This window comes from Mesorhizobium amorphae CCNWGS0123 (assembly GCF_001686985.1).
Taxonomy (GTDB): Bacteria; Pseudomonadota; Alphaproteobacteria; order Rhizobiales; family Rhizobiaceae; genus Mesorhizobium; species Mesorhizobium amorphae.
On record NZ_CP015318.1, the window covers coordinates 1,112,837 to 1,135,160 of the forward strand.

Annotated in this window: 28 protein-coding genes; 21 read left to right on the forward strand and 7 right to left on the reverse strand. The window is 64.4% G+C overall.

Annotated features, from left to right (window positions below; all coding sequences use genetic code 11):
• Positions 1 to 96 precede the first annotated feature (96 nt).
• From A6B35_RS05375 to A6B35_RS05390, 4 genes are all read left to right on the forward strand, one after another.
• Positions 97 to 1,914 carry a chemotaxis protein gene (locus tag A6B35_RS05375; RefSeq protein ID WP_100084751.1) on the forward strand — a complete coding sequence of 606 codons (1,818 nt, stop codon included), beginning with the start codon at positions 97 to 99 and terminating at the stop codon, positions 1,912 to 1,914.
• Between the two features lie 120 nt (positions 1,915 to 2,034).
• Positions 2,035 to 3,141, forward strand: a complete 1,107-nt coding sequence (locus tag A6B35_RS05380; protein ID WP_006200743.1) for a hypothetical protein — start codon at positions 2,035 to 2,037, stop codon at positions 3,139 to 3,141.
• Positions 3,142 to 3,232: 91 nt separating this feature from the next.
• Positions 3,233 to 3,859: a nucleoside triphosphate hydrolase gene (locus A6B35_RS05385; RefSeq protein WP_006200744.1), complete on the forward strand. Its 627-nt coding sequence runs from the start codon at positions 3,233 to 3,235 to the stop codon at positions 3,857 to 3,859.
• Between the two features lie 77 nt (positions 3,860 to 3,936).
• Entirely contained in the window at positions 3,937 to 4,260 is a 324-nt protein-coding gene (locus A6B35_RS05390) for a hypothetical protein (RefSeq protein ID WP_006200745.1), read from the forward strand.
• Between the two features lie 46 nt (positions 4,261 to 4,306).
• On the opposite strand, the gene A6B35_RS05395 is transcribed toward A6B35_RS05390, so the two are convergent.
• From A6B35_RS05395 to A6B35_RS05405, 3 genes are all read right to left on the reverse strand, one after another.
• Positions 4,307 to 5,011 carry a glutathione S-transferase family protein gene (locus A6B35_RS05395; protein WP_006200746.1) on the reverse strand — a complete coding sequence of 235 codons (705 nt, stop codon included), beginning with the start codon at positions 5,009 to 5,011 and terminating at the stop codon, positions 4,307 to 4,309.
• Positions 5,012 to 5,126: 115 nt separating this feature from the next.
• On the reverse strand, positions 5,127 to 6,335 hold the full coding sequence (locus A6B35_RS05400; RefSeq protein ID WP_006200747.1) for a beta-ketoacyl-[acyl-carrier-protein] synthase family protein: 1,209 nt from the start codon (positions 6,333 to 6,335) through the stop codon (positions 5,127 to 5,129).
• 4 nt (positions 6,336 to 6,339) lie between these two features.
• Positions 6,340 to 6,594 carry an acyl carrier protein gene (locus tag A6B35_RS05405; RefSeq protein ID WP_006200748.1) on the reverse strand — a complete coding sequence of 85 codons (255 nt, stop codon included), beginning with the start codon at positions 6,592 to 6,594 and terminating at the stop codon, positions 6,340 to 6,342.
• Between the two features lie 209 nt (positions 6,595 to 6,803).
• Between A6B35_RS05405 and A6B35_RS05410 the strand changes: the two genes are divergently transcribed.
• The 5 genes from A6B35_RS05410 to A6B35_RS05430 are packed head-to-tail and all read left to right on the forward strand — an operon-like array spanning position 6,804 to position 9,189.
• Positions 6,804 to 7,640: an urease accessory protein UreD gene (locus A6B35_RS05410; RefSeq protein ID WP_006200749.1), complete on the forward strand. Its 837-nt coding sequence runs from the start codon at positions 6,804 to 6,806 to the stop codon at positions 7,638 to 7,640.
• Positions 7,641 to 7,676: 36 nt separating this feature from the next.
• Complete coding sequence (locus A6B35_RS05415) at positions 7,677 to 7,979, forward strand: urease subunit gamma (protein ID WP_006200750.1); 303 nt, start codon at positions 7,677 to 7,679, stop codon at positions 7,977 to 7,979.
• 10 nt (positions 7,980 to 7,989) lie between these two features.
• Positions 7,990 to 8,244: a DUF1272 domain-containing protein gene (locus A6B35_RS05420; RefSeq protein ID WP_006200751.1), complete on the forward strand. Its 255-nt coding sequence runs from the start codon at positions 7,990 to 7,992 to the stop codon at positions 8,242 to 8,244.
• 35 nt (positions 8,245 to 8,279) lie between these two features.
• The gene (locus tag A6B35_RS05425; protein ID WP_040582267.1) at positions 8,280 to 8,873 is read left to right on the forward strand and encodes a HupE/UreJ family protein; all 594 of its coding nucleotides are present in this window, start codon (positions 8,280 to 8,282) and stop codon (positions 8,871 to 8,873) included.
• A 10-nt stretch (positions 8,874 to 8,883) separates the two neighbouring features.
• Positions 8,884 to 9,189 carry an urease subunit beta gene (locus A6B35_RS05430; protein ID WP_006200753.1) on the forward strand — a complete coding sequence of 102 codons (306 nt, stop codon included), beginning with the start codon at positions 8,884 to 8,886 and terminating at the stop codon, positions 9,187 to 9,189.
• Positions 9,190 to 9,272: 83 nt separating this feature from the next.
• Here A6B35_RS05430 and A6B35_RS05435 read toward each other — a convergent pair whose 3' ends face one another.
• Positions 9,273 to 9,761, reverse strand: coding sequence for a hypothetical protein (locus tag A6B35_RS05435; protein WP_006200754.1), 489 nt, complete (start codon positions 9,759 to 9,761; stop codon positions 9,273 to 9,275).
• A gap of 147 nt (positions 9,762 to 9,908) precedes the next feature.
• Positions 9,909 to 10,289, reverse strand: a complete 381-nt coding sequence (locus A6B35_RS05440; RefSeq protein ID WP_006200755.1) for a hypothetical protein — start codon at positions 10,287 to 10,289, stop codon at positions 9,909 to 9,911.
• 164 nt (positions 10,290 to 10,453) lie between these two features.
• On the opposite strand from A6B35_RS05440, the gene ureC reads away from it, so the two are divergent.
• The 8 genes from ureC (at position 10,454) to A6B35_RS05480 (ending at position 16,711) form a co-directional block, all read left to right on the forward strand.
• Positions 10,454 to 12,166, forward strand: coding sequence for an urease subunit alpha (gene ureC / locus A6B35_RS05445; RefSeq protein ID WP_006200756.1), 1,713 nt, complete (start codon positions 10,454 to 10,456; stop codon positions 12,164 to 12,166).
• Positions 12,167 to 12,253: 87 nt separating this feature from the next.
• A complete protein-coding gene (locus A6B35_RS05450; protein ID WP_006200757.1) occupies positions 12,254 to 12,847 on the forward strand; it encodes a hypothetical protein in 594 nt (197 codons plus the stop codon).
• Positions 12,848 to 12,893: 46 nt separating this feature from the next.
• Positions 12,894 to 13,499 carry a glutathione S-transferase family protein gene (locus tag A6B35_RS05455; protein WP_006200758.1) on the forward strand — a complete coding sequence of 202 codons (606 nt, stop codon included), beginning with the start codon at positions 12,894 to 12,896 and terminating at the stop codon, positions 13,497 to 13,499.
• Positions 13,496 to 14,107 (forward strand): urease accessory protein UreE, encoded by a 612-nt coding sequence (locus tag A6B35_RS05460; protein ID WP_006200759.1) that lies wholly within the window; start codon positions 13,496 to 13,498, stop codon positions 14,105 to 14,107. The genes A6B35_RS05455 and A6B35_RS05460 overlap by 4 nt, the downstream gene beginning before the upstream one ends.
• Entirely contained in the window at positions 14,082 to 14,771 is a 690-nt protein-coding gene (locus A6B35_RS05465; RefSeq protein ID WP_193364547.1) for an urease accessory protein UreF, read from the forward strand. Before A6B35_RS05460 ends, A6B35_RS05465 begins: the two co-directional genes overlap by 26 nt.
• Complete coding sequence (locus A6B35_RS05470) at positions 14,768 to 15,208, forward strand: DUF3995 domain-containing protein (RefSeq protein WP_065518156.1); 441 nt, start codon at positions 14,768 to 14,770, stop codon at positions 15,206 to 15,208. Before A6B35_RS05465 ends, A6B35_RS05470 begins: the two co-directional genes overlap by 4 nt.
• Positions 15,205 to 15,846, forward strand: coding sequence for an urease accessory protein UreG (ureG, locus tag A6B35_RS05475; RefSeq protein WP_006201812.1), 642 nt, complete (start codon positions 15,205 to 15,207; stop codon positions 15,844 to 15,846). Before A6B35_RS05470 ends, ureG begins: the two co-directional genes overlap by 4 nt.
• 97 nt (positions 15,847 to 15,943) lie before the next feature.
• Positions 15,944 to 16,711 carry a class II aldolase and adducin N-terminal domain-containing protein gene (locus tag A6B35_RS05480; RefSeq protein WP_006201813.1) on the forward strand — a complete coding sequence of 256 codons (768 nt, stop codon included), beginning with the start codon at positions 15,944 to 15,946 and terminating at the stop codon, positions 16,709 to 16,711.
• Positions 16,712 to 16,720: 9 nt separating this feature from the next.
• On the opposite strand, the gene A6B35_RS05485 is transcribed toward A6B35_RS05480, so the two are convergent.
• A complete protein-coding gene (locus A6B35_RS05485) occupies positions 16,721 to 17,353 on the reverse strand; it encodes an HAD family hydrolase (RefSeq protein ID WP_006201814.1) in 633 nt (210 codons plus the stop codon).
• A gap of 244 nt (positions 17,354 to 17,597) precedes the next feature.
• Here A6B35_RS05485 and A6B35_RS05490 point away from each other — a divergent pair, with 244 nt between their 5' ends.
• Positions 17,598 to 18,557: a sugar-binding transcriptional regulator gene (locus A6B35_RS05490; RefSeq protein WP_006201815.1), complete on the forward strand. Its 960-nt coding sequence runs from the start codon at positions 17,598 to 17,600 to the stop codon at positions 18,555 to 18,557.
• Between the two features lie 21 nt (positions 18,558 to 18,578).
• On the opposite strand, the gene A6B35_RS05495 is transcribed toward A6B35_RS05490, so the two are convergent.
• Positions 18,579 to 18,764, reverse strand: coding sequence for a hypothetical protein (locus tag A6B35_RS05495; protein ID WP_006201816.1), 186 nt, complete (start codon positions 18,762 to 18,764; stop codon positions 18,579 to 18,581).
• Positions 18,765 to 18,874: 110 nt separating this feature from the next.
• On the opposite strand from A6B35_RS05495, the gene gcvA reads away from it, so the two are divergent.
• The 3 genes from gcvA to A6B35_RS05510 all read left to right on the forward strand — a co-directional run bounded on the left by gcvA (position 18,875) and on the right by A6B35_RS05510 (position 22,322).
• Positions 18,875 to 19,783: a transcriptional regulator GcvA gene (gcvA, locus tag A6B35_RS05500; RefSeq protein WP_006201817.1), complete on the forward strand. Its 909-nt coding sequence runs from the start codon at positions 18,875 to 18,877 to the stop codon at positions 19,781 to 19,783.
• Positions 19,784 to 20,000: 217 nt separating this feature from the next.
• Entirely contained in the window at positions 20,001 to 21,311 is a 1,311-nt protein-coding gene (locus tag A6B35_RS05505) for an ABC transporter substrate-binding protein (protein WP_006201818.1), read from the forward strand.
• A gap of 138 nt (positions 21,312 to 21,449) precedes the next feature.
• Positions 21,450 to 22,322: a carbohydrate ABC transporter permease gene (locus A6B35_RS05510; RefSeq protein WP_006201819.1), complete on the forward strand. Its 873-nt coding sequence runs from the start codon at positions 21,450 to 21,452 to the stop codon at positions 22,320 to 22,322.
• Positions 22,323 to 22,324 lie beyond the last annotated feature (2 nt).

The window sequence follows — 22,324 nt, forward strand, 5'->3', positions numbered from 1 at the left end:
CCCATAACCCTGCCCCGAAAACGCCCGCTTCCTCTCCTGTTTTGCTCGCGGGGCCGCGCTGCTATTATGCGCGCGGCATTGGCTTGGGGGAACGACATGACGAGTGGAATGGAACTCGGCGCCAAGGCGCCGTCGCTTCTCAAGGCATCGCTGGGCCGTACCGGCAAGTGGGCCGGCAGCGTCGCGTTCGTCAGTGGCGCCGTTTCCGACGTGCTCAATCCGTTGGCGCCTTTCGCCGCCTATATCGCTTTGGTCGCCGCCGTCGCGGCGGTCATCATCGCGATTGCCGTCGTGCTCAAGCTGGTGCTGGCGGCCAAGGCCGTGCCGGCACTGATTTTCGCCACCAGCGCGGCGGCGGTGGCCGGCGGCGTCTACGGCCTGCAACAGCAGACCAATTCGCAAAACGGGGTGATTGCCAGCCTGGTGCCGGCGGTGGCCGAGCTGCAGCAGTCGATGGGCATCGTCGCCGAGAAGGTGGCCAAGATCGAGCAGACGGTCACGCAGACGCAGAAGACCGTCGAAGCGGTCAAACAGTCGACCGACACGGTGGCGAAGCAGACCGAGGAGATCGCCGCCAACCAGCAGCAGCAGACCGCGCAAGGTGCGGAAACGCAAAAGACGGTCGAAGCGGTCAAGCAGACCACCGACACGCTGGCCGCCGGCCAGCAGCAGCAGGTGGCGCAGGCCGAAAAGCTGCAGGCGACGACCGAGCAGATCGCCGCCTCGATCGATACAATCGCCAAGGGCTTTGCCGCCCTTGCCGCGCAGGGCGGCGCGATCGCCGATCCCAAGCGTCCCGATGAGTATTACCACAACGCCCGCGTCTACGAACTGTCGGGCGACATGCTTAATGCGCGTCGCTCCTACCTCGCCTTCGCCGGCTTCGATGTCGACGCCGTCGATCCCTACACCCGCTTTGCCACGTTGCTTCGGGTGCAGGACGGCAAGGCTGGCGCGCGCGAGGTGTTCGGCGCGCTTTCCGACAAGGGCAAGGCGCTGTCGATCAACCTGGTCCATCTCATGCAGTTCGACGATGTCCAGCGCCTTGACAAGCTCAACGCCTTCATCGCGGCCCATGCCGATTTCGCCCCGGCCTATTTCCTTTTGGCGCAGGAGTTTTCCGAGGATCGTCTCGGCAGCCAGTCGCTGTCCGACAAGCGCAGCGAAGCCCAGGCGCTGACCAAGTTCGTCGCCTACGAGAAGGATGGCGGGCTGCTCAAATATTTCGTCGACCAGAGGGAGCTTGCCGACTGGCTGGACCGCAGCCGCAGCCGGCTGGCCGCCCTTGGCGACGTGCTCGATCCTGCGCTGTTCGCCCCGACGCTGACGCCGATGCGGTCGAACCAGGGTTGGTCGATGACCATCTCGCTGCCCGAGCCGGCAACCGCCATTTCCTGGCGCCTGGGCAATAGCGGTCCGTTCACCGACACCGGTTTCATGGCGATGAACGACCAGCGGACCGGCAAGCCGATGCCCAATCCGAGTTTTGAGCTGCCCGACAGCACCGCGGCCACCACGATCGGCATAAAGTATCTCGATCTCCGCGGCCGCGAGACCGGCCCGTTCGACATCAGCTTCGATCCCGACGCCGCCCTTCAGCAAGGCGCGAAGCAGATCCTCGACCAGTTCTGGACGTCGTGGATCGCCTTCGACGCCAGCGGCAACCATGGCCTGGTCTATTTCTCGCAGATGCTGTCCTTCCGCTGCGCCATCAAACAGGTGCATTACGGCCTGAATGGTGCTGCGCTCGACAAGGAGATCAAGATGCCGCCTTGCGACAAGAAGGACCCTTACGCCATCCCCTATGACTACCAGCCCTATTTCAAGGTCGCCGACAGCGTGAAGTCGATGTCGGTGCAGGTCACCTACACCGACGGCACCAAGTCGCCGGTGCGGGAGTACAAGCGGCAGTAGGGGCGCCTACCCTCCCCACAAGGGGAAGGGTGGTGAAGTGATGCAAAATGCCTGCCCTCATGCTTGCACAACCGGCGCGGACCGGGCTTTGCTCACGCCGGGCAGAATCGGCAGGTGGACATGGACACGCTCACAATCGGCGCAAAGGGCATTTCGGTCTCGCTCGACCTCGCGGTCGGCCACCTTGCCGACATGGCGGTCGACATCGACGGCCGCCGCCTAAACCCGTTGCACCGTGCGCCCTGGGTCGGCGCGCCGCGCGAAACGCTGCCTGAAAACCTGCCCGAGGGCACGGTGCGGCTGTCGGGCGATTTCCTCTGCGCGCCGTTTTCGCGCAGCGACGTCGAGGAGGCGCCGCTGCATGGCTGGCCGGCCAACAGTGCCTGGGATGTCGTCGAAAACAGCGCCATCGCCGATGGCTGGCGCGCCACCTTCCGGCTGCGCCGCAAGGTCATGGGTGCCGCCGTCGACAAGGTCCTGACGCTGCGCGACGGCCACCCCTTCCTCTATCAGGAACATGTCTTCTCTGGCGGCGCCGGCGCCATTTCCGTCGCCCATCATCCGATGACGGCGATGCGCGACGGCGGCAGGCTGGCCTTCTCGCCCAAGCGCTTCGCCGCCACCCCCGCCGACCCGCTGGAGCCCGATCCGGCCCGCGGCCGCTTCATGCTCGCCTACCCCGCACGTTCCGCCGACCTGGCGCGGTTTCCGACCGCCGATGGCGGCACGGCGGACCTCGGCGACTATCGCAACGATCAGCTGCGCGAGGATTTCCTCACTTTGGTCGAGGCCGATCACGGCGGGCCGGGCTGGACGGCGCTCGCCCGGCACGCCGAGCAGGATCTGGTGCTGGTGCTGAAGAACCCGGCCGAACTGCCGGTCACCATGCTGTGGTTCAGCAATGGCGGGCGCGACTATGCGCCTTGGTACGGCCGCCACCGCGGCGTGCTCGGCATCGAGGACGGCCGCGCCGCGGTCGGCCATGCCGCCTCGCTCGGCGACAACTGGCTCAAGCATGAAGGTGTGGCGACAGCCTTCGCGCTTGCCGAAGGGCGCTCGGTGTCGTTCCGCCATGTCATCGGCGCCGTGCCGATGATCGGCGGCGAGCCGCCGCGCGACATCGAAACCCTGCGCGACCGGATGCGCATCCTCGCCGCCGAAGGCACGGCGAAGGAGATTGCCTTCGACGGCGACTTCCTGCGCATCGGCCGGTCCGTCCCAGCCTGAGGCGCTGGCGCCAATCCCGCGTTTGAAATTTCCACCAACTGCCGCCAAGATGCGCCGATCACCCTGCGGAACATCCAGCCAGGAATGCCTCATGTCCGAAATCGCCCATCTCGCCGCCACCATCTTCAAGCGTGCCGGAAAGGCGCCGCGCTTCATAGTCGCCATCGCCGGCCCTCCCGGCGCCGGCAAGTCGACGCTGTCGGCCTCCTTGCATGACCTGCTGCCGGAAGGGTCTTCGGAAGTCGTGCCGATGGACGGCTTCCACTATGACGACATCGTGCTCAACCAGCGCGGCCTTCGGCCAAGAAAAGGCGCGCCGGAAACCTTCGACTTTGCCGGCTTCGAAACGCTGTTGAAGCGCATCCGCGCGGGCGAGCCCGACATTGCCATCCCGGTGTTCGACCGCAGCATGGAATTGTCGCGCGCCGCCGCGGCAATCGTCGGTGCCGGCACCAAGTTCATCCTGGTCGAGGGCAACTATCTCCTGCTCGACGAGGAGCCATGGTCGCGGTTGGCGCCGCTGTTCGATTTCACCATCTTCGTCGACGTGCCGCGCGCCGAGCTCGAACGCCGCCTGCTGGTACGCTGGCACGGGCACGGCCGCTCCGACGAAGACGCCCGCGCCTGGATCGCGTCCAACGACATGCCCAACATCGACCGCGTGCTGTCGCGGCGGCGGCCCGCCGATCTTGTCATCGGCGATCATGGCGGATTTTAGCATTGTCGGTCGGGGAACCTTAAGACTTTCCGGTCGTTATGCCCGACACGGCATTTAGCTGTATCAGGGAAAATCCGATGGCAACCAGGACCAAAAAACCCGCCAAGGGCAAGTCAGTTCAACCCAGGGCAACACAGGCAAAAGCGGGTGCCGGCCCGGCAATCGCCGAGCGTTCGAAGGACGCCAAGCCTGCCTTCGGCAAGGCCGCGCCGAGGAAAGTGGTGCCGGGCGCCGCGCCGAAGGTCACCAAGGCCAGGAAGCCGGCGGCAAGCACCTCGAAGGGCGCCGTTCGCACGGCAGCCAACGTTGCGGCCGGAGCGGTCGTCGCCACCGCGCGAAGCGTCGCGTCGCTTGCGGCCTCCGTCGTCGGCCGGGGTGGATCCAAAGCCAAGGCAAAATAGGCCCGGCCAAGGCAAAATAGCAGTTGTTCCACCTTCGCGGTGGCTTTCAGGCGCGTGCGGGAATGGTCAGGCCTTTTTGCACCGCAGGCCGCGCAAGGCCGCGCTCCAGCCATGCCGCGACGATCGGGAAATCGTCGAAGCCTACCAGGTCGCGCGCCTCATAAAAGCCGATCAGATTGCGCACCCAGCCGAGCATCGAGATGTCGGCGATGGTGTAGTCGTCGTCCATGATCCATGTCCGACCCTTGAGCCTGGTTTCAAGCACGCCGATCAGCCGCCGCGATTCGTCGCGGTAGCGCTCCAGCGGCCGCTTGTCGGCGATCTCGCGCCCGGCGAATTTGTTGAAAAAGCCGACCTGTCCGAAGATCGGCCCGATCGAAGCCATCTGGAAGAACACCCACTGGATCGTCTCGTAGCGCCGGATCGGGTCGGCAGGGATCAGCTTGCCGGTCTTGTCGGTGAGATAGAGCAGGATGGCGCCGGATTCGAACAGGCCGATCGGTTGGCCGCCGGGACCGTTCGGGTCGATCATCGCCGGAATCTTGCCGTTCGGGTTCAGTGACAGGAATTCCGGCGTCCAGCTCTCGTTCTTGCCGATGTTGACCGCGTGCGCCTCGTAGGGCAGGCCGAGTTCCTCCAGCGCGATCGAGATTTTCACGCCGTTGGGTGTTGTCGCGGAATAGAGCTGGAGGCGGTCTGGATGCTTGGCCGGCCAGCGCTCGGTGATCGGAAAGGCGGACAGGTCGGTCATGGAAGGCTCCGGGATCGGAAGCGGCGCAAGGCGGCGGGTCGCAAAGAATTAGGAGCAGGCCCGGCCCCGATCAATATGGCCGGCAAAAGTTGCGGCCAAATGGTGCAGAACGGCCTCAGACCGCCTTGAAGGCCAGCACCGCATTGGTGCCGCCAAAGGCAAAGCCGTTGCTGATCGCGACGCGCACCTTGCGCTCGCGCGCCACGTTCGGCGTCACGTCGAGATCGCAATCGGGGTCTGGCTCGCGGAAATTCGCCGTCGGCGGCACGATGCCCTCGCGGATCGCCATGACGCAGGCGATCATCTCCAGGCCGCCCGAGGCGCCAAGGCAGTGCGCATGCATCGACTTGGTAGAGGAGATGGAGAGCGAATGCGCGTGCTCGCCGAAAACGCGCTTGATCGCCGCCGTCTCGATCTGGTCGTTGGCCTTGGTGCCGGTGCCGTGCGCGTTGAGGTAGTCGACATCCTCCGGATTGAGCCCGGCGTCCGCCAGGCAGAAGCGCATCGCCGCTTCCGGCCCTTCGATGGTCGGCGCGACGATGTCGGATGCGTCGGCGGACAGGCCCGTGCCGGCGATCTCGGCCAGGATGGTGGCGCCGCGCGCCACGGCGTGGTCGTAGCTTTCCAGCACCGCCATGCCGGCACCTTCGCCGAGGATCAGGCCCTGGCGATCGGCCGAGAACGGTCGGCATGTGTCAGGCGACAGAACGCGCAGCGCCTCCCAGCCCTTCAGCACGCCCCACACCAGCGGCGCGTCGGTGCCGCCGGCGACCATGACGTCGGCGCGGCCGAGCCGGATCTGGTCGACCGCCGAGGCGATCGCGTGGTTGGCCGAAGAGCAGGCCGAGGTGACGCCAAACACCGGCCCGCGCAAGCCGAGATGCATGCTGACCTGGCCGGAGGCTGCGCCCGGCATGACTTTCGGCACCGTGAAGATGCCGGCGCGGTTCTTCTTCTCGATCAGGATCGCGCGATAGTTTTCCTCGACCGCCTCAAACCCGCAGACCCCGACGCCGACGATGGTGCCCATGCGGTAGGTGTTGTCCGCATGCGCGGTCAATCCGGAGTGCTGCATGGCTTCGCGCGCGGCAATCACCGCCAGCAGGCTGAACCGGTCCATCGATACCAATTGCTTGCGGTCGATGCCGTGCTCGGGCAGCGCCTTGATTTCGCAGCCGATCTTGACCTTCAAATCATGCAGCAGCGGATTGTCGATCGGACCGATCGCCGAGCGGCCGGCGCGCATCTCGCTCCAGATTGCCGATGCATCGGTGCCGAGCCCGCAGAGCCCGCCGATGCCGGTAATGACGACGCGCTTCAGCATTCGGTCAGGCTTTTTTCGCGATCAGCGCGCGAACAGCCTCGACCATGTCGCCGACATTCTTCAAATTGCTCCAGGCATCGACCGTGTTCATCTCGATCTCGATGCCATACTGTTCTTCGAGATCGAAGATGATCTCCGTCAGTTCCAGCGAATGGATGCCCAGCGACGTCAATTCGGTATTGGTGTTGATCTCTTCGCCGCCAGGCTCGGCGTGAGCCTTGATCTTCTCGATGATGTCCGTTGCCAGCTGGTCAGCCATTCGGTTTCTTCCCCAACTTTGTCGTTTCCCGACGCCGACTGATCAGCGCCCCTTTATCCCCGGATGCACACCGTCGTCGTCGCCCTATACCCCGCCAGGCGCTGCGTGACCGTTCCAAGGTGGCTCCCTCTATAGAAACCGAAACGTTGTGAGGCAACAAGCTATATATCGACAAAGCCACGGGAGTGCTTAACGTTGGTCGTGTGGACATGATGGAAACTATCTCGACTTCGGCTCCCGCGGCCCAGCGTGTTGCGGGGCGAGCCAGGCTTTTCTGCGGCAGGAGCGATGGTCGCACGCGCCTTCGGCGTCTCTATCAGGACGGCTCGGCCAAGATCCGCATGCCGGCCGTCTCGGCCGATCCGCTCGAAGCCGTGCTGATCAACACCGCCGGCGGACTGACCGGTGGCGACCGTCTCGACTGGGAGGTGGATGTCGGCGCCGGTGCCTCGGCCTCGATCACCACCCAGGCCTGCGAAAAAATCTATCGCGCGGCATCGGATCGCGCCGAAGTGCGGGTGAGGCTGACCGTGGGCACTGGGGGCCGCATCGCCTGGCTGCCGCAGGAAACCATCGTCTTCGATCGGGCAGCCTTCGCCCGCACGCTCGATGTCGAGCTTGCCGCCGATGCCGAGGCGCTGCTGCTCGAGGCCACCGTCTTCGGCCGCCTGGCGATGGGCGAGCGCACGACGCATGGCGGTTTTCACGACCGCTGGCGCGTCCGCCAGGACGGCGCGCTCGTCCACGCCGAGGATTTCCGTATCGGACCGGATATTGCCGCCAGCCTTGGCCGTGAGGCCGTCGCCGGCGGCGCCGCCGCGATGACGACGGTGCTGTTGGTCTCGCCGCGCGTCGAGGCGTTTCTCGACCCGGTTCGCGCAATCATCGGCGGCGAGGGCGACGCCAGTGCCTGGAGCGTGAAAAAATCTGGCAAGCTTCTTGCGAGGCTGTTTGCCGAGGACGGCTACCAGCTCCGCAAGCGGCTGGTTCCGCTTGTCGAATTGCTCAACGGGCGGGCGGGCCTGCCCAAATTATGGTCACTCTGATTCTGCCACTTTGATTCTACCTCTTTAGGAAAACGCATGAACCTGACGCCGAGGGAAAAGGACAAGCTGCTCATCGCCATGGCGGCGATCGTGGCGCGCAAGCGGCTCGAGCGCGGCGTCAAGCTCAACCATCCGGAGGCGATTGCGCTGATCACCGATTTCGTCGTCGAGGGTGCTCGCGACGGCCGTGCGGTCGCCGAACTGATGGAGGCCGGCGCCCATGTCGTCACCCGCGCGCAGGTGATGGACGGCATCGCCGAGATGATCCACGACGTCCAGGTCGAGGCGACGTTTCCCGACGGCACCAAGCTGGTGACCGTGCACGAACCGATACGGTGAGGAGAAAAACATGCTCGAGCTGCGCCCAAACTGCGAATGCTGCGACAAGGATCTGCCGCCGGAGGCGACGGATGCGCTGATCTGCACCTTCGAATGCACCTTCTGCGCCGATTGCGCGGAAAACGTGCTTGGCGGTGTCTGCCCGAACTGCGGCGGCAATTTTTCGGCGCGGCCGATCCGCCCGGCAGCGAAGCTGGAGAAATATCCCGCTTCGACCAGGCGCGTGCTCAAGGCCGAGGGCTGCGGCTCCCGCAAGGCCGCGTGACCGGCACGAACCCTGTCAGCAGAGAAGGCATTTCGATGATATCAGCTCCGATGAAACGAACCACGCTCGCGGCGATCCTGCTGCTCGCCGCCGCCATGCCCGCCTACGCTCATGTCGGCGTCGGCACCACCTCGTCCTTCGCGGCCGGCTTCATGCATCCGCTGTCGGGCATCGACCACATGACGGTGATGATCGCGGTCGGGCTTTGGGCGGCGCTCAAGGGTGGCAAGGCGATCTGGGCCTGGCCGCTCGCCTTTGTCGGCGTCATGCTGGTCGGCGGCGCCCTCGGCATGCTGCAAATGCCGCTGCCCTTTGTCGAACCGGGCATCCTCGCTTCCGTCGTGGCCTTGGGCCTGCTGGTGGCGCTGGCGGTCGATCTGCCTGTCTCGGCGGGGGTTGCCATTATCGGCCTGTTCGCGCTGTTTCATGGTCACGCCCATGGCGCTGAGGTGCCCGAAAATGCCGGCGGGCTGGAGTACATGGCCGGCTTTGCCGCGGCCACCGTGCTGCTCCATGCGACCGGCATTGCGGCTGGTCTGGGCCTTGGCATGCGCTTCCGCGGCCTTGCCCGTGCGGCCGGCGCCGCCTGCGCGGCGATTGGCGTCGGCCTCGTCTTCGGCGTGCTGTGAGGCGCGCCAGATGATCCCGGGCGAAATCATCACCGCGAGCGGCGAGATCGAACTGAACAAGGGCCTGCCGACCGTGACGCTGAAAGTGGCCAACAGCGGCGACCGGCCGATCCAGGTCGGCAGCCACTACCACTTCTTCGAGACCAATGAGGGGTTGAAATTCGATCGTGCCAGGGCGCGCGGCATGCGCCTGGATATCGCCGCCGGCACGGCGATGCGCTTCGAGCCGGGCCAGGAGCGCGACGTCACGCTGGTTCCGCTCGGCGGCAAGCGCGAGGTCTACGGCTTCCAGCAGAAGGTGATGGGCAAGCTGTGAGATCGATTGCCGATGCATGTCGCCCAAAAGTGCCGAGTGGTTTTGGGGCAACGACATGCATGGAAACAAGCAGCGCTTTCGGCTCAGCCCGACGGCTTGGCCGCCGCATAGATGACGACTTTCCCCGGATCGTCGAACTCGACGGCGAGAACGTCCTCGGCGGCCACGCGCCTGGAATCGATGGCATTGAACAGCAGCGCGTTCGCCTCGATCTCCTTGCGCAGTTCCGCGATATCGTCCTGATGCTGCTTGATCTTGGTCTCGATCGCCGGCGGCGGGCCGCCTTCGCTGCGCGCCGCGTCGGTCAGGAATACGATATCGACCTTGTCGAGCTTGGACGTCTTGCGCACGGTGCCGATGTTTTCCCGCGTCCGGTCGATCGCGCTGCTGACCTTCCCGGCTTCAGTGCTTGTCCTGGTCTCTTGCTGCTTGACCTCCGAGCCGATGATGCGGTCGACGGTCTCGGTGCTTCCAAGCCCTTGCGCGTTGAGCTCGGTGTGGGAGCCGGCCGCAGCGAGAAGCGCCAGCGCGGCCGTCGCTTGCAGCCATCTTGTGGTGGGGGTGATCGCCATCGCTCGCTCCAGACGGAACTCTTTTCGGGACGCGGTTCTGCGCGAAAAGATAGAAACGAATCCCGCCCGGCGAAGGTTCCCTTGCTGATGTGGCCGGCGGGCCGGGTGCCGGCCCGCCGCAGCCACGCGTCAGCTCGCTTTCCCGGATCAGCTCGCCTTCTTTGTGATCAAGGTCAGCGCGCCGTCGGTGTTCATGCTGGCGGCGATCACCTGCGCCGAGGTCAGCCCCTTGGCTTCGAGCGCCGACTTGACCTTGGGCGTCGCGTCGATCGAGCTGCGCAGCTTTTGCAAACCGCCCTCGCCGCGCTGGGCGATTACCTGGTTGACCTGCGTCTGGGTGTCCTTGGGCAGTTCCGTGATGTCGACGATGTTCACGCTCTGGATCGTCGGCACGGCCGGCTGAGCGCCGGGCGCGGCGGGTGCCGCCGGCGGCTGGCTGGGCTGTTGCTGCGCGGGCTGTTGCTGAGCGCTGGCTGCGCTCGCCAACGCCAGGGTGGCGGCGGCTGCGATAAGTATCGTTTTGCGCATGGATCTTCCTTCCATCGATTTGGCAAACGGTCGTTTTGGGGTGACTCGCCCACCTCAACCGCCAAATGGGAACACAAGGTGTCGCCTAGCGGGTCATTGCGTGACCATAGGATGGCGGCAATGTGGGGCATGGCTTCGCAGCCGCATTTCGGGAGCAGTTTCTGATGGCTAGAATTACCCGCGCCGCCTATGCGCAGATGTACGGCCCGACGGTTGGCGACAAGGTGCGGCTGGCCGACACCGAATTGTTCATCGAGGTGGAAAAAGACCTCACCGTTCACGGCGAGGAAGTGAAATTCGGCGGCGGCAAGGTCATCCGCGACGGCATGGGCCAGAGCCAGGTTTCGCGGGCGCAAGGTGCTGTCGACACCGTCATCACCAACGCGCTGGTCATCGATGCTTCGGCCGGTATCTTCAAGGCCGATATCGGCCTCAAGGACGGCCGCATCGCCGCCATCGGCAAAGCCGGCAATCCGGATACTCAAGATGGCGTCACCATCATCATCGGTCCCGGCACCGAGATCATCGCCGGCGAGGGCAAGATACTCACCGCCGGGGGTTTCGACGCGCATATCCACTTCATCTGCCCGCAGCAGATCGAGGAAGCGCTGATGTCAGGCATCACCACCATGCTCGGCGGCGGCACCGGTCCGGCGCACGGCACTCTGGCCACCACCTGCACGCCGGGGCCGTGGCACATGGCGCGCATGATCCAGTCCTTCGATGCTTTCCCGATGAACATCGGCCTGTCGGGCAAGGGCAATGCCTCGCTGCCGGCAGCCCTTGAAGAAATGGTGCTCGCCGGCGCCTGCTCGCTGAAGCTGCACGAGGACTGGGGCACGACGCCTGCGGCCATCGACTGCTGCCTGTCGGTCGCCGACGACCATGATGTGCAGGTGATGATCCACACCGACACGCTGAACGAATCGGGGTTTGTCGAAAACACCGTCGCGGCGATCAAGGGCCGCACCATCCATGCCTTCCACACCGAAGGCGCCGGCGGCGGCCACGCGCCCGATATCATCAAGGTCTGCGGCCTGCCGAACGTCATCCCGTCCTCGACCAACCCGACCCGGCCCTACACGGTCAACACGCTTGCCGAGCATCTCGACATGCTGATGGTCTGCCATCATTTGTCGCCGTCGATCCCGGAAGATATCGCCTTCGCCGAAAGCCGCATCCGCAAGGAAACCATCGCGGCCGAGGACATACTGCACGACATCGGCGCCTTCTCGATCATCTCGTCGGACTCGCAGGCCATGGGCCGCGTCGGCGAGGTGGCGATCCGTTGTTGGCAGACCGCCGACAAGATGAAGCGCCAGCGCGGCTCGCTGCCGCAGGAGACCGGCGACAACGACAATTTCCGCGTCCGCCGCTACATCGCCAAATACACCATCAACCCGGCCATCGCGCATGGCCTGTCGAAGGAGATCGGCTCGGTGGCGGTCGGAAAACGCGCCGACCTCGTGCTGTGGAACCCGGCCTTCTTCGGCGTCAAGCCGGAGATGGTGCTGGTCGGCGGCTCGATTGCCGCTGCTCCCATGGGCGACCCCAACGCCTCGATCCCGACGCCGCAGCCGATGCACTACCGGCCGATGTTCGGCGCCTATGGCAAGGCGCTGACCAACTCCTCGGTGACCTTCGTTTCCAAGGCGGCGTTCGAGTCAGGCCTGCAAGGCCGGCTCAGCGTCGACAAGGCCATGGTCGCGGTCGAAAACACCCGCGGCGGCATTGGCAAGCACTCGATGGTGCTCAACGACGCCACGCCGCATGTCGAGGTCGACCCCGAAACCTATGAGGTCCGCGCCGACGGCGAGCTGCTGACCTGCGAGCCAGCCACCGTGCTGCCGATGGCGCAGCGGTATTTCCTGTTCTGACGCCGGCATTGCCCGGGCAAAATGCGTTGCGGCCGAAATCCGTACGCCGCAATATGCCGTCGAGCAGAAGCCGAATAGTGATCAGGCATGGCCACCGAAATAGCCTCTCCCCACGACGTCTTCCCGCATATCCGCATCGTCATGGGCATGGTGATCGGTCTCGGCGTCACCCGGCTGCTGTCGGGGCTCGCCCGCATCGTTCAGCATCCCGGCCAGTACAAGCTCTATCCTGTGCATCTGGCCTGGGTCGGTTCGATGCTGTTGCTGCTTGTGCATTTCTGGTGGTGGGAATTCGGCCTCTACGCCATCGAGACCTGGACCTTCGGCATATACCTGTTCCTCATCTTCTATGCCGTCACACTGTTCCTGCTCTGCGCGCTGCTGTTCCCGGACTCCATGCTCGACTACACCGGCTACGAGGATTTCTTCTACTCGCGCCGCGCCTGGTTTTTTGGCCTGCTGGCGATGACCTATCTGCTCGACGTCGTCGACACGCTGCTGAAAGGGCCGGAGCATTTCGCTCACTACGGCAATGAATATCTCATCCGCACCCCGGTTTTCGTTGCGCTGTGCATTGCAGCCATCCTGGTTCGCGATCGCCGCTTTCACATCGTTTTCGTCGCCGGCACGCTGATCTATCAGGTATCGTTCATCCTGCGGCTCTTCGACACGATCGTATGACGGCAGCGGATGGATTAGGTTTCTCGCAAAAGGCAAGGTTTCAACCATGTACAAGGCCGTCGGATCGCGCGGGTCCCGGGTCAGCCGCGTGCTCTGGATGCTCGAGGAGCTCGGGCAGCCCTATGAATTCGTCGAGGTCAAGTTGCGCTCGCCGGAAGCCTATGCGCTCAACCCGTCCGGCAAGGTGCCGATCCTGATCGACGGCGAGCTGAAGGTGACGGATTCGGCAGCGATCTGCGTCTATCTCGGCGACAAGCATGCCGACATGGGTATGGGCGCCAATCCGGGTCTCGCCGGCCGCGCCGAGATGGATTCCTGGATGCATTTTGCCCAGTCGGAATTCGAGGCACCGTTGTGGAACAAAGTGCGCCACCGCTTCCTGCTGCCGAAGGAGGTGCGGGTCGATGTCGGCCCCGCTGCGGCGCATGACTTCGCCACGGAGGTCAAGGCCCTGGACCGCCGCCTTGGCGACAATCCTTTTGCGCTTGGCGACCGGTTTTCCGCTGTCGACGTGCTTTTAGGCGATATGGGCGGCTGGGCCCGCGCCGGCCGGTTCCCGATAGAGTCCGACAGCGTCAACGCCTATTTCGACCGCGTGCTGGCCCGTCCGGCCCGCGCCCGCGCGCAGGCCAATGGAGGATCTTCCAGATGAAGCTCGACATCCGCACCGACTTCACCAAGTTTCCGCGTGCCGTCTCCGTGCTGGCAGGCACAGAGGCGGGGCCGACCGTGCCTTACGCCAAGGCTGTGCTTGCTCACGACGAGCGGCATCTGCGCCGCCGCGCCATCGAGACGTCAGGCGGCGAGAAGGTGCTGGTCGATCTGCCGGAGGCGGTCGCCTTGAATGATGGCGACCGGCTGGTGCTGGAGGATGGCCGCCATGTCGAGATCGTCGCCGCGCGCGAAGAGGTCTATGACATTCGCGCCCGCGGTGCCGTGCATCTGGCCGAGCTCGCCTGGCATATCGGCAACCGCCATCTCGCAGCAAGCATCGAAGCCGATCGCATCCTCATCCTGCGCGACCATGTCATCAAGGCGATGCTGGAGGGGCTCGGCGCCACGGTGAGCGACGTCTCCGAGCCATTCAAACCTGTACGCGGCGCCTATTCCGGCCATGGCGGTCATGATCACGGTCATGCCCATGCCGAGGCGCATGCGCACAGCCATTCTGAATCGCATTCCCATTCCCATGCCGAATCGCATTCCCATTCGCACAGCCATTCCCATTCGCATGATGACGACCACCACCATCATGACTGACCAGCCTTCCGGCATCGCACTGCTGCGGCTGATGGCATGGCTGTCGCCGGCCTTTCCTGTCGGCGGCTTTTCCTACAGCCATGGCCTCGAACGCGCCGTGCATGACGGCCTGATAACCGACAGGCAAAGCCTCGCTGCCTGGCTGGAGACGCTGGTCGCGATGGGCTCGGGCTGGAACGATGCTGTGCTGTTCGCCGAAGCCTGGCGGCGCGCCCGTGATGCTGGCGATGTCGATGAAATTGCCGCGCTCGCCGAAGCCTTGGCCGGCTCGCGCGAGCGTCATGCCGAGACAATGCTGCAGGGCGCCGCCTTCCTGAAGGCGGCGTCGGCCTGGCCGTCTCGGGTGCTGGATCGTCTGCCGCAAGACTGCGCCTATTGCGTCGCCGTCGGCGCCGTTGCCGGCGGCAATGGCATCGCCTTGCAGGATGCACTCTCTGCCTTTCTGCAGGCCTTCTTCTCCAACCTCGTCCAGGCAGCGATCAGGCTTGGCGTCGTCGGACAGAACGACGCCACGGCGCTGCTCGCCGGCTTCGAACCATTGGCATTGGCGACAGCCGCCCGCGCCGCCGGCTCGACGCCAGACGATCTTGGCGGCTGCGCCTTCGTCTCCGACGTCATGGCGATGAAGCACGAAACCCAATATTCGCGGCTATTTCGCTCATGATCCTCCTCGCCTTTGCGCTGTCGCTCGTCCTGCTCGGGATCACCGTTCTGCATGTATATTGGGGCATTGGCGGTGTCTGGCCGGGCAGGGACGCTGCGTCCTGCGCCCATGCCGTCGTCGGCTTTCGCGGCGTCAGCGAGATGCCCTCGCCCTTTGCCAGCTTTGCCGTTGCCGCCTGCCTTGGCCTGGCGACGCTGTGGCCGATGGCGCTCGAAGGCGTCTTTGCCTCGCCCTTTCCTAGGGAAGGCCTTGCCGCCACATCGATGCTGATTGCGCTGGTCTTCCTTGGCCGCGGCATTGCGGGCTTCACGCCCTGGTGGCGGCGGCTCACGCCCGAGCAGCCTTTCGCGCGGCTCGATGTCCGTTATTATTCGCCGCTGTGCCTGCTGATCGGGCTCGGCTTCGCCGTCCTTGCCATCACGGAGTTCTCGACATGACCCAAGCCAACGGTCCCCTTCGCATCGGCATCGGCGGTCCTGTCGGTTCCGGCAAGACGACGCTCACCGAAAAGCTCTGCAAGGCGCTGCGCGACGACTTCTCCATCGCCGTCGTCACCAACGACATCTACACCAGGGAAGACGCCATGATGCTGGCCAGGCTGCAGGCGCTGCCCGAAGACCGCATCGTCGGCGTCGAGACCGGCGGCTGCCCGCACACCGCCATCCGCGAGGATGCCTCGATCAATCTGCAGGCGATCGCCGAGCTGAACAAAAAATTCCCGGATCTCGACGTCATTTTCATCGAGTCCGGCGGCGACAACCTTGCCGCCACCTTCTCGCCCGATCTCGCCGATCTGACGCTCTATGTCATCTCGGTCTGCCAGGGCGAGGAGATCCCTAGAAAGGGCGGCCCGGCGATCACCCGCTCCGATTTCCTAGTCATCAACAAGAGCGATCTCGCGCCCTATGTGAACGTCAACCTCGATGTCATGGAAAGCGACGCCGCCCGCATGCGCGGCAAGCGGCCCTTCGGCTTCACCGATTTGTCGCGCGGCAAGGGCCTGCGGGAGGTGATCGATTTCATCGTCGAGCATGGCGGGCTCAGCGTCGGTGCCGCCAGAAGCACGGCCGCGTAGGGCGGGAGCCTCATCCTGCCGGGGACTGCACCAAACGAAACCGGTTGCGTGCTTGTCAGGCGCGCGGCATCCTCGCCTCTTTCACGGAGTACTCTCGATGAGCATTGCCCGCCTGCAGAAAGAGCCGCTGACCAATTTGCCCTTCTATGAGGAGCGCGTCGATCTCGCTTGCGCATTCCGCTGGACGGCGCGGCTCAACATGCACGAGGCGGTGGCCAATCATTTCTCGCTGGCCGTCAACGAGGATGGCACCAGGTTTCTGATGAATCCCAACCAGGTGCATTTCTCGCGCATCAAGGCCAGCGATCTTCTGCTCATCGACGCCAACGATCCCGAGACGCTGTCCGGCCCCAACGCGCCCGACCCGACGGCATGGGGCCTGCATGGCGCCATCCATCGCAATGTCCCGCATGCGCGTTGCGTCATGCATGTGCATTCGGTCCACGCCACCGTGCTCGCCTCGCTCGCCGACTCGACCCTGCCGCCGATCGACCAGAACTCGGCCATGTTCTTCAACCGCCATGTCGTCGACGCCAATTATGGCGGGCTGGCCTTCGAGGAGGAGGGCGAGCGCTGCTCGCAGCTTCTGACCGATCCGAAGGTCAAGGTCATGGTGATGGGCAATCACGGCGTGCTGGTCATCGGCGACAATGTTGCCGATGCCTTCAACCGCATGTTCTATTTCGAGCGCGCCGCCGAGACCTACATCAAGGCGCTGTGGACCGGCCGTCCGCTGCGCACGCTGTCCGACGCCATTGCCGAAAAGACGGCAAGCGAAATGGATGACTATCCCGGCCAGGCCGAGCGTCATCTCAGCGAGTTGAAAGCGATCCTCGACGAGCAGGAGCCGGTCTACCGGAACTGAGGGCTATTTTTAAAGCCCGAATTCCCGGCGCAGATCTTCGGCGCTGTTGATGACGACAGCACCGGGCGGCCCTTCCATCGGCGCCTCCGGCCAGAACATCGTGCGCATTCCCGCCGCCAGTCCGGCCATGGCGCCGGTGCGGCTGTCGTCGACCGCCGCCGCGTCGGCCGGCTCGACGCCGGCCAGGAAGGCGGCGCGCAGGAAGGGTTCTGGATGCGGCTTGCCTTCGTGCACGTCGTTGCGGCTGATCGTCTTCATGCCGGGATAGACGAGGCCGACCGCGCGTAGATTGGCGTCGACGATCAGCCGGTCGGAATTGGACACCACTGCCTGCTGCACGCCGCGTTCGCGCAATTCGTTGAAGATCTCGATCGCGCCGGGACGCGGCTTCAGCGTTTCGGCCATTGGCAGATAGTGGTCGTATTTGCGCACGATCCAGTCGTCGAAGGGCAGGTCGAGGCCGAACTCGCCACGCAGCATCTCGTAGACCGGCCATGCGGCGACGCCCAGCACCCGCTCATGCAGATTGGTCGGCGGCGCGATGCCGACGCTGCGCAGTGCCGCCACCAGGGCTGCCTCGTGCAGCGGCTCGCTGTCGACCAGCGTACCGTCCATATCCCAGAAAACCGCTTTCGGCGTCATGCAAGGCTCCTTTTCTGACCCCCATAAAGCGTTTGTGTCCGGAGATAAACCGTCGAACCCGCGATCCCCGATATTCATGAGGCTGCAGCGTCTTCGCGGAGGTTCGGCCGTAGTGCCGGATGCCCGGTCAGGGGCGCCAAAAGGCGTAAGCAATTGCCCTTTTTGATAGACAATTGCGCACGGCGCCATTCCTTGTAAGCTAAAGCACCCGCTTGCATACTAAGCGGGGCTTGGGAGGCAGGACGTGAATTCGCGGCAGGATGGTGGCAGCAACCGGTTGGACGACGCGGCGCGCGCCGGCTGGCTTTACTATGTCGCCGGCAACACGCAGGACCAGATCGCCGCCACGCTCGGCATCTCCAGACAGACGGCACAGCGGCTGGTGTCGCTGGCGGTGTCCGAAGGGCTGATCAAGGTGCGCGTCGACCACCCGATCGCCAATTGCCTCGATCTGGCGGCGCGGCTGAAATCGCGCTTCGCGCTCGATCTGGTCGAGGTCGTGCCGAGCGACCCGACCTCCTCTTCCACCATTGTCGGCGTTGCCGAGGCGGCCGCGGCCGAGATCGAAAGGCGGCTGAGATCGCCGGAACCGATTGTCATGGCGATCGGCACCGGGCGCACGCTGAAGGCCGCGATCGAGCAGTTGCCGCCGATGGAGTGTCCGCAGCACAAGGTGGTGTCGCTGACCGGCAACATCTCGCCCGACGGCTCCGCCGCCTTCTACAACGTCATCTTCACCATGGCCGACAGGGTCAAGGCGCGCTCGTTCCCGATGCCGCTGCCGGTCATCGCCTCTTCGCCGGAGGAGCGCGAGATGCTGCTCGCCCAGCCGATGATCCAGCCGACGCTGGCGCTCGCGGCAGAGGCCGATGTCACCTTCGTCGGCATCGGCGATCTCGGCCCGAAGGCACCGCTCTACGAGGACGGGTTCATTTCGGAGAGTGAGCTAAAGGCATTGCAGAAAGCCGGCGGCATCGCCGAGATCGTCGGCTGGGTGTTCGACCGCGAAGGCCGCATGATCGAGGGCATCACCAACGACCGCGTGTCGTCGGCCGCGCTGCCGTCGCGTGAAAGATCACTGGTGATTGCGCTGGCCATGGGCGAGCGCAAGCTGCCGGGCATCCTGGCGGCGGTCAACCGGCGGCTGGTCAACGGCCTCATCACCGACGAGCGAACCGCAGCCGCGCTGCTGGCCGCCAGCTGACTTTCCATAAGACAGGCAAGCCTATTTAGACGGTCCGTGAGGGTCGTTGCCGTCGAGGAAACCCATGTCGCGCTGCAGATGCGGCGACAGTTCCCTTATGTCGATGTAGGCCCGCCGCTTTGCCGTGTGCCGCGCAAATCCATGCGTCAGCCACGAAAACCAGCTGTAGCCTGGCGTGAAAGACAGCTTTTCCTGTACCGTGGTCATGATCGTCAGCCTCCGCTATGTCTAGACGAGAGTGATCGTCGACCCCAGATATCGGCCCGATTGGCCCTCGCTGCCAATCAAACGTCGATCACGGCCCATAAGGAGGCCTTATGCCCGAGCTCAACCCACGGCAGCTCTCCCAACTCCCGCCACTCGCGGCGATCCGGGTGTTCGAAGCCGTGGCCCGGCATCTATCCTTCACCAAGGCGGCCGAGGAGCTCGGCATGACCCAAGCCGCCGCGAGCTATCAGATCAAACTTCTCGAGGAGCGCGTCGGCGGGCCTTTGTTCCTACGCCGTCCCAAGCAGATCGTGCTGACCGAGGCGGGGCAACGCATGGCGCCTGCCGTCAGCGAGGCGTTCGCCCTGCTGAGCGGAGCCTATTCCGCCGCGCGCACCGGGGCCGATGGCCTGCTCTGTGTCTCGACGCTGCTGACCTTTGCCTCGAACTGGCTGGCGCAGCATCTCGGCTCTTTCCAGCTCGCGCATCCGTCGTTGGCCGTTCGCCTCGACACGTCGAACCGCCTCGTCGATTTCGCTCGCGAGGACATCGACATCGCCATCCGTTCGGGCGGCGGAAACTGGCCGGGTATGGAAGTGCACAAGCTTCTCGATGCCGACTTCACGCCGATGCTGAGTCCGAAACTCGCAGCGAGCATCGGCGGCGTCAACGAGCCTGCCGATCTGTTGCGCCTACCCATCCTCGATCCCAGCGATATCTGGTGGAGGGACTGGTTCGCGGCTGCCGGTGTGCAGTCGCACGATCTTGCCGCTCGTCCCGGCTCAAGCATGGGTGCGCAAGCCTACGAGGCCAATGCCGCCATCGCCGGGCAGGGCGTCGCCATCCTGACCAGAGCGCTGTTCAAGACCGAACTTGCCGATGGCCGCCTCATCCAGCCCTTTGACCTCGTCGGCGACGACGGCCATGCTTACTGGCTGGTCTATCCCGAGGCGCGGCGCAACGTGCCGAAGATCCGCGCCTTCCGCGACTGGATCCTGGCCGAGATCGCCTGCCAGTAGGCAGCCAGTTTCTTCTCTGCGGCTCGTCGCCGGTATCCGCCCGCTTCGCGGCCGCGACATCCCATCGTCCTACGTCCTCAAGCGCCCCGGCGCGCGATGCCGCGCGGCATCGTCGTGCTGCGCTGCAGCAACGAATCTGGCTTGACATAATTAACGCCAAGTGAGTAATTGCTCACAGCCAAGGCAAATGCTCATCTTGGTTTATGGGAGGAATTTGATGAAACTTCGCACGCTCACACTGGGCCTGTTGTCGGCCAGCGCTCTTGCGTTCGCCGCGCACGCCGAATCCATCACCATCGCCACCGTCAACAACGGCGATATGGTCCGCATGCAGAAGCTGACGGACGACTTCACCAGCAAGAATCCCGACATCCAGCTCAACTGGGTCACGCTCGAGGAAAACGTCCTGCGCGAGCGCGTCACCACCGATATCGCCACCAAGGGCGGCCAGTACGACGTGATGACCATCGGCACCTATGAGGTTCCGATCTGGGCCAAGCAGAGCTGGCTGCTGCCGCTCGACAAGCTCGGCGACGACTACGACGCCAAGGACATCATCCCGGCCATCGCCGGCGGCCTTTCGGTCGACGGCAAGCTCTATGCCGCGCCTTTCTACGGCGAAAGCTCCTTCGTCATGTACCGCAAGGACCTGATGGAGAAGGCCGGGCTGACCATGCCCGACGCGCCGACCTGGGACTTCATCAAGCAGGCCGCCGAGAAGATGACCGATCGCGCCAATGGCGTGAACGGCGTCTGCCTGCGCGGCAAGGCCGGCTGGGGCGAGAACATGGCTTTCCTGACCGCCATGTCGAACTCCTTCGGCGCCCGCTGGTTCGACGAGAACTGGAAGCCGCAGTTCGACCAGCCGGAATGGAAGAACACGCTGCAGTTCTATGTCGACCTGATGAAGGCCGCTGGGCCGGAGGGCGCCTCGTCCAACGGCTTCAACGAGAACCTGGCGCTGTTCCAGCAGGGCAAGTGCGGCATGTGGATCGACGCCACCGTCGCTGCTTCCTTCGTCTCCGACCCGAAGGCATCCACCGTCGCCGACAAGGTTGGCTATGCGCTGGCGCCGGACAATGGCCTCGGCAAGCGCGGTAACTGGTTGTGGGCCTGGTCGCTGGCCATTCCCGCCGGCACGCAGAAGGCTGACGCGGCACAGAAGTTCGTGTCCTGGGCGACCAGCAAGGGCTATGCCGAGCTCGTCGCGTCGAAGGAAGGCTGGGCCAACGCTCCGCCCGGAACGCGCACCTCGCTCTATGCCAATCCTGAGTACCAGAAGGCAGCGCCCTTCGCCAAGATGACGCTGGACTCCATCAACGCCGCCGACCCGACGCATCCGACCGTCAAGCCGGTGCCCTATGTCGGCGTCCAGTTCGTCGCCATCCCTGAGTTCCAGGGCCTTGGCACCACGGTCGGCCAGCTCTTCTCGGCGGCACTCGCCGGCCAGTCGAGCGTCGACGATGCCTTGAAGCAAGCCCAGGACGCCGCCACCGCGGCGATGACCGAGGGCGGCTATATCAAGTAGGCTCCTCCCGGTGCCGAAGCCGGTCGCGCATCATGACCGGCAGAGGCCGCCCGAATCCCAGTTCGGGCGGCCACCTTCAAAACCTGGGAAATTCTGGCACAACTCTGAAATCTGGCTGACCTTTGGAGGGTGACCGTCATGGCTACTCAGCAGACCCGCTCGCTTGCCCGCTTCATGATGGCGCCATCCGTGGTGCTGCTGTTCGTCTGGATGATTGTCCCGCTGGTCATAACCATTTGGTTCTCTTTCCAGCAGTACAACCCGCTCAACCCGATCCGCGACGGGTTCGTCGGCTTCTCGAACTACGCGCTTTTCTATTCCAACCCGGCCTTCCTGCAGTCGATCCTCAACACGCTTGTCCTCGTCGGCAGCGTGCTGCTGATCACGGTGATCGGCGGCATCGCGCTGGCGCTGCTGATCGATCAGCCGATGTGGGGACAAGGCATCGTCCGTATCCTCGTCATCTCGCCCTTCTTCGTCATGCCGCCGGTGGCCGCACTGGTCTGGAAGAACATGATCATGCATCCGCAATACGGCGTCTTTGCCGACATTGCGCGTTTCTTCGGTATGCAGCCGATCGACTGGTTCGGGCAGCATCCGATGCTGGCGATCATCATCATCGTCGCCTGGCAGTGGTTGCCATTCGCGACGCTGATCCTGTTGACCGCCCTGCAGTCGCTTGACGGCGAGCAGAAGGAAGCCGCCGAGATGGATGGCGCCGGCTTCGTCAGCCGCTTCATCTATCTGACGCTGCCGCACATGTCGCGGGCGATCACCGTCGTCATCCTGATCCAGACCATCTTCCTGCTGTCGGTCTATGCCGAAATCCTGGTCACCACCAATGGCGGCCCGGGCTACGCCTCCACCAACCTGCCCTTCCTCGTCTACCAGAAGGCATTGCTGGAGTTCAAAATCGGCCAGGCATCCGCAGGCGGTGTGATCGCCGTCATTCTCGCCAACATCGTCGCCTTCTTCGCCATGCGCGCCGTCGGCAAGAACCTGGACAAGTAAGG

Coding starts and splice junctions, on each gene's coding strand:
- A6B35_RS05375 (WP_100084751.1), top strand. CDS start 97: ATGACGAGTGGAATGGAACTCGGCGCCAAGGCGCCGTCGCTTCTCAAG.
- A6B35_RS05380 (WP_006200743.1), top strand. CDS start 2,035: ATGGACACGCTCACAATCGGCGCAAAGGGCATTTCGGTCTCGCTCGAC.
- A6B35_RS05385 (WP_006200744.1), top strand. CDS start 3,233: ATGTCCGAAATCGCCCATCTCGCCGCCACCATCTTCAAGCGTGCCGGA.
- A6B35_RS05390 (WP_006200745.1), top strand. CDS start 3,937: ATGGCAACCAGGACCAAAAAACCCGCCAAGGGCAAGTCAGTTCAACCC.
- A6B35_RS05395 (WP_006200746.1), bottom strand. CDS start 5,011: ATGACCGACCTGTCCGCCTTTCCGATCACCGAGCGCTGGCCGGCCAAG.
- A6B35_RS05400 (WP_006200747.1), bottom strand. CDS start 6,335: ATGCTGAAGCGCGTCGTCATTACCGGCATCGGCGGGCTCTGCGGGCTC.
- A6B35_RS05405 (WP_006200748.1), bottom strand. CDS start 6,594: ATGGCTGACCAGCTGGCAACGGACATCATCGAGAAGATCAAGGCTCAC.
- A6B35_RS05410 (WP_006200749.1), top strand. CDS start 6,804: ATGATGGAAACTATCTCGACTTCGGCTCCCGCGGCCCAGCGTGTTGCG.
- A6B35_RS05415 (WP_006200750.1), top strand. CDS start 7,677: ATGAACCTGACGCCGAGGGAAAAGGACAAGCTGCTCATCGCCATGGCG.
- A6B35_RS05420 (WP_006200751.1), top strand. CDS start 7,990: ATGCTCGAGCTGCGCCCAAACTGCGAATGCTGCGACAAGGATCTGCCG.
- A6B35_RS05425 (WP_040582267.1), top strand. CDS start 8,280: ATGATATCAGCTCCGATGAAACGAACCACGCTCGCGGCGATCCTGCTG.
- A6B35_RS05430 (WP_006200753.1), top strand. CDS start 8,884: ATGATCCCGGGCGAAATCATCACCGCGAGCGGCGAGATCGAACTGAAC.
- A6B35_RS05435 (WP_006200754.1), bottom strand. CDS start 9,761: ATGGCGATCACCCCCACCACAAGATGGCTGCAAGCGACGGCCGCGCTG.
- A6B35_RS05440 (WP_006200755.1), bottom strand. CDS start 10,289: ATGCGCAAAACGATACTTATCGCAGCCGCCGCCACCCTGGCGTTGGCG.
- ureC (WP_006200756.1), top strand. CDS start 10,454: ATGGCTAGAATTACCCGCGCCGCCTATGCGCAGATGTACGGCCCGACG.
- A6B35_RS05450 (WP_006200757.1), top strand. CDS start 12,254: ATGGCCACCGAAATAGCCTCTCCCCACGACGTCTTCCCGCATATCCGC.
- A6B35_RS05455 (WP_006200758.1), top strand. CDS start 12,894: ATGTACAAGGCCGTCGGATCGCGCGGGTCCCGGGTCAGCCGCGTGCTC.
- A6B35_RS05460 (WP_006200759.1), top strand. CDS start 13,496: ATGAAGCTCGACATCCGCACCGACTTCACCAAGTTTCCGCGTGCCGTC.
- A6B35_RS05465 (WP_193364547.1), top strand. CDS start 14,082: ATGACGACCACCACCATCATGACTGACCAGCCTTCCGGCATCGCACTG.
- A6B35_RS05470 (WP_065518156.1), top strand. CDS start 14,768: ATGATCCTCCTCGCCTTTGCGCTGTCGCTCGTCCTGCTCGGGATCACC.
- ureG (WP_006201812.1), top strand. CDS start 15,205: ATGACCCAAGCCAACGGTCCCCTTCGCATCGGCATCGGCGGTCCTGTC.
- A6B35_RS05480 (WP_006201813.1), top strand. CDS start 15,944: ATGAGCATTGCCCGCCTGCAGAAAGAGCCGCTGACCAATTTGCCCTTC.
- A6B35_RS05485 (WP_006201814.1), bottom strand. CDS start 17,353: ATGACGCCGAAAGCGGTTTTCTGGGATATGGACGGTACGCTGGTCGAC.
- A6B35_RS05495 (WP_006201816.1), bottom strand. CDS start 18,764: ATGACCACGGTACAGGAAAAGCTGTCTTTCACGCCAGGCTACAGCTGG.
- gcvA (WP_006201817.1), top strand. CDS start 18,875: ATGCCCGAGCTCAACCCACGGCAGCTCTCCCAACTCCCGCCACTCGCG.
- A6B35_RS05505 (WP_006201818.1), top strand. CDS start 20,001: ATGAAACTTCGCACGCTCACACTGGGCCTGTTGTCGGCCAGCGCTCTT.
- A6B35_RS05510 (WP_006201819.1), top strand. CDS start 21,450: ATGGCTACTCAGCAGACCCGCTCGCTTGCCCGCTTCATGATGGCGCCA.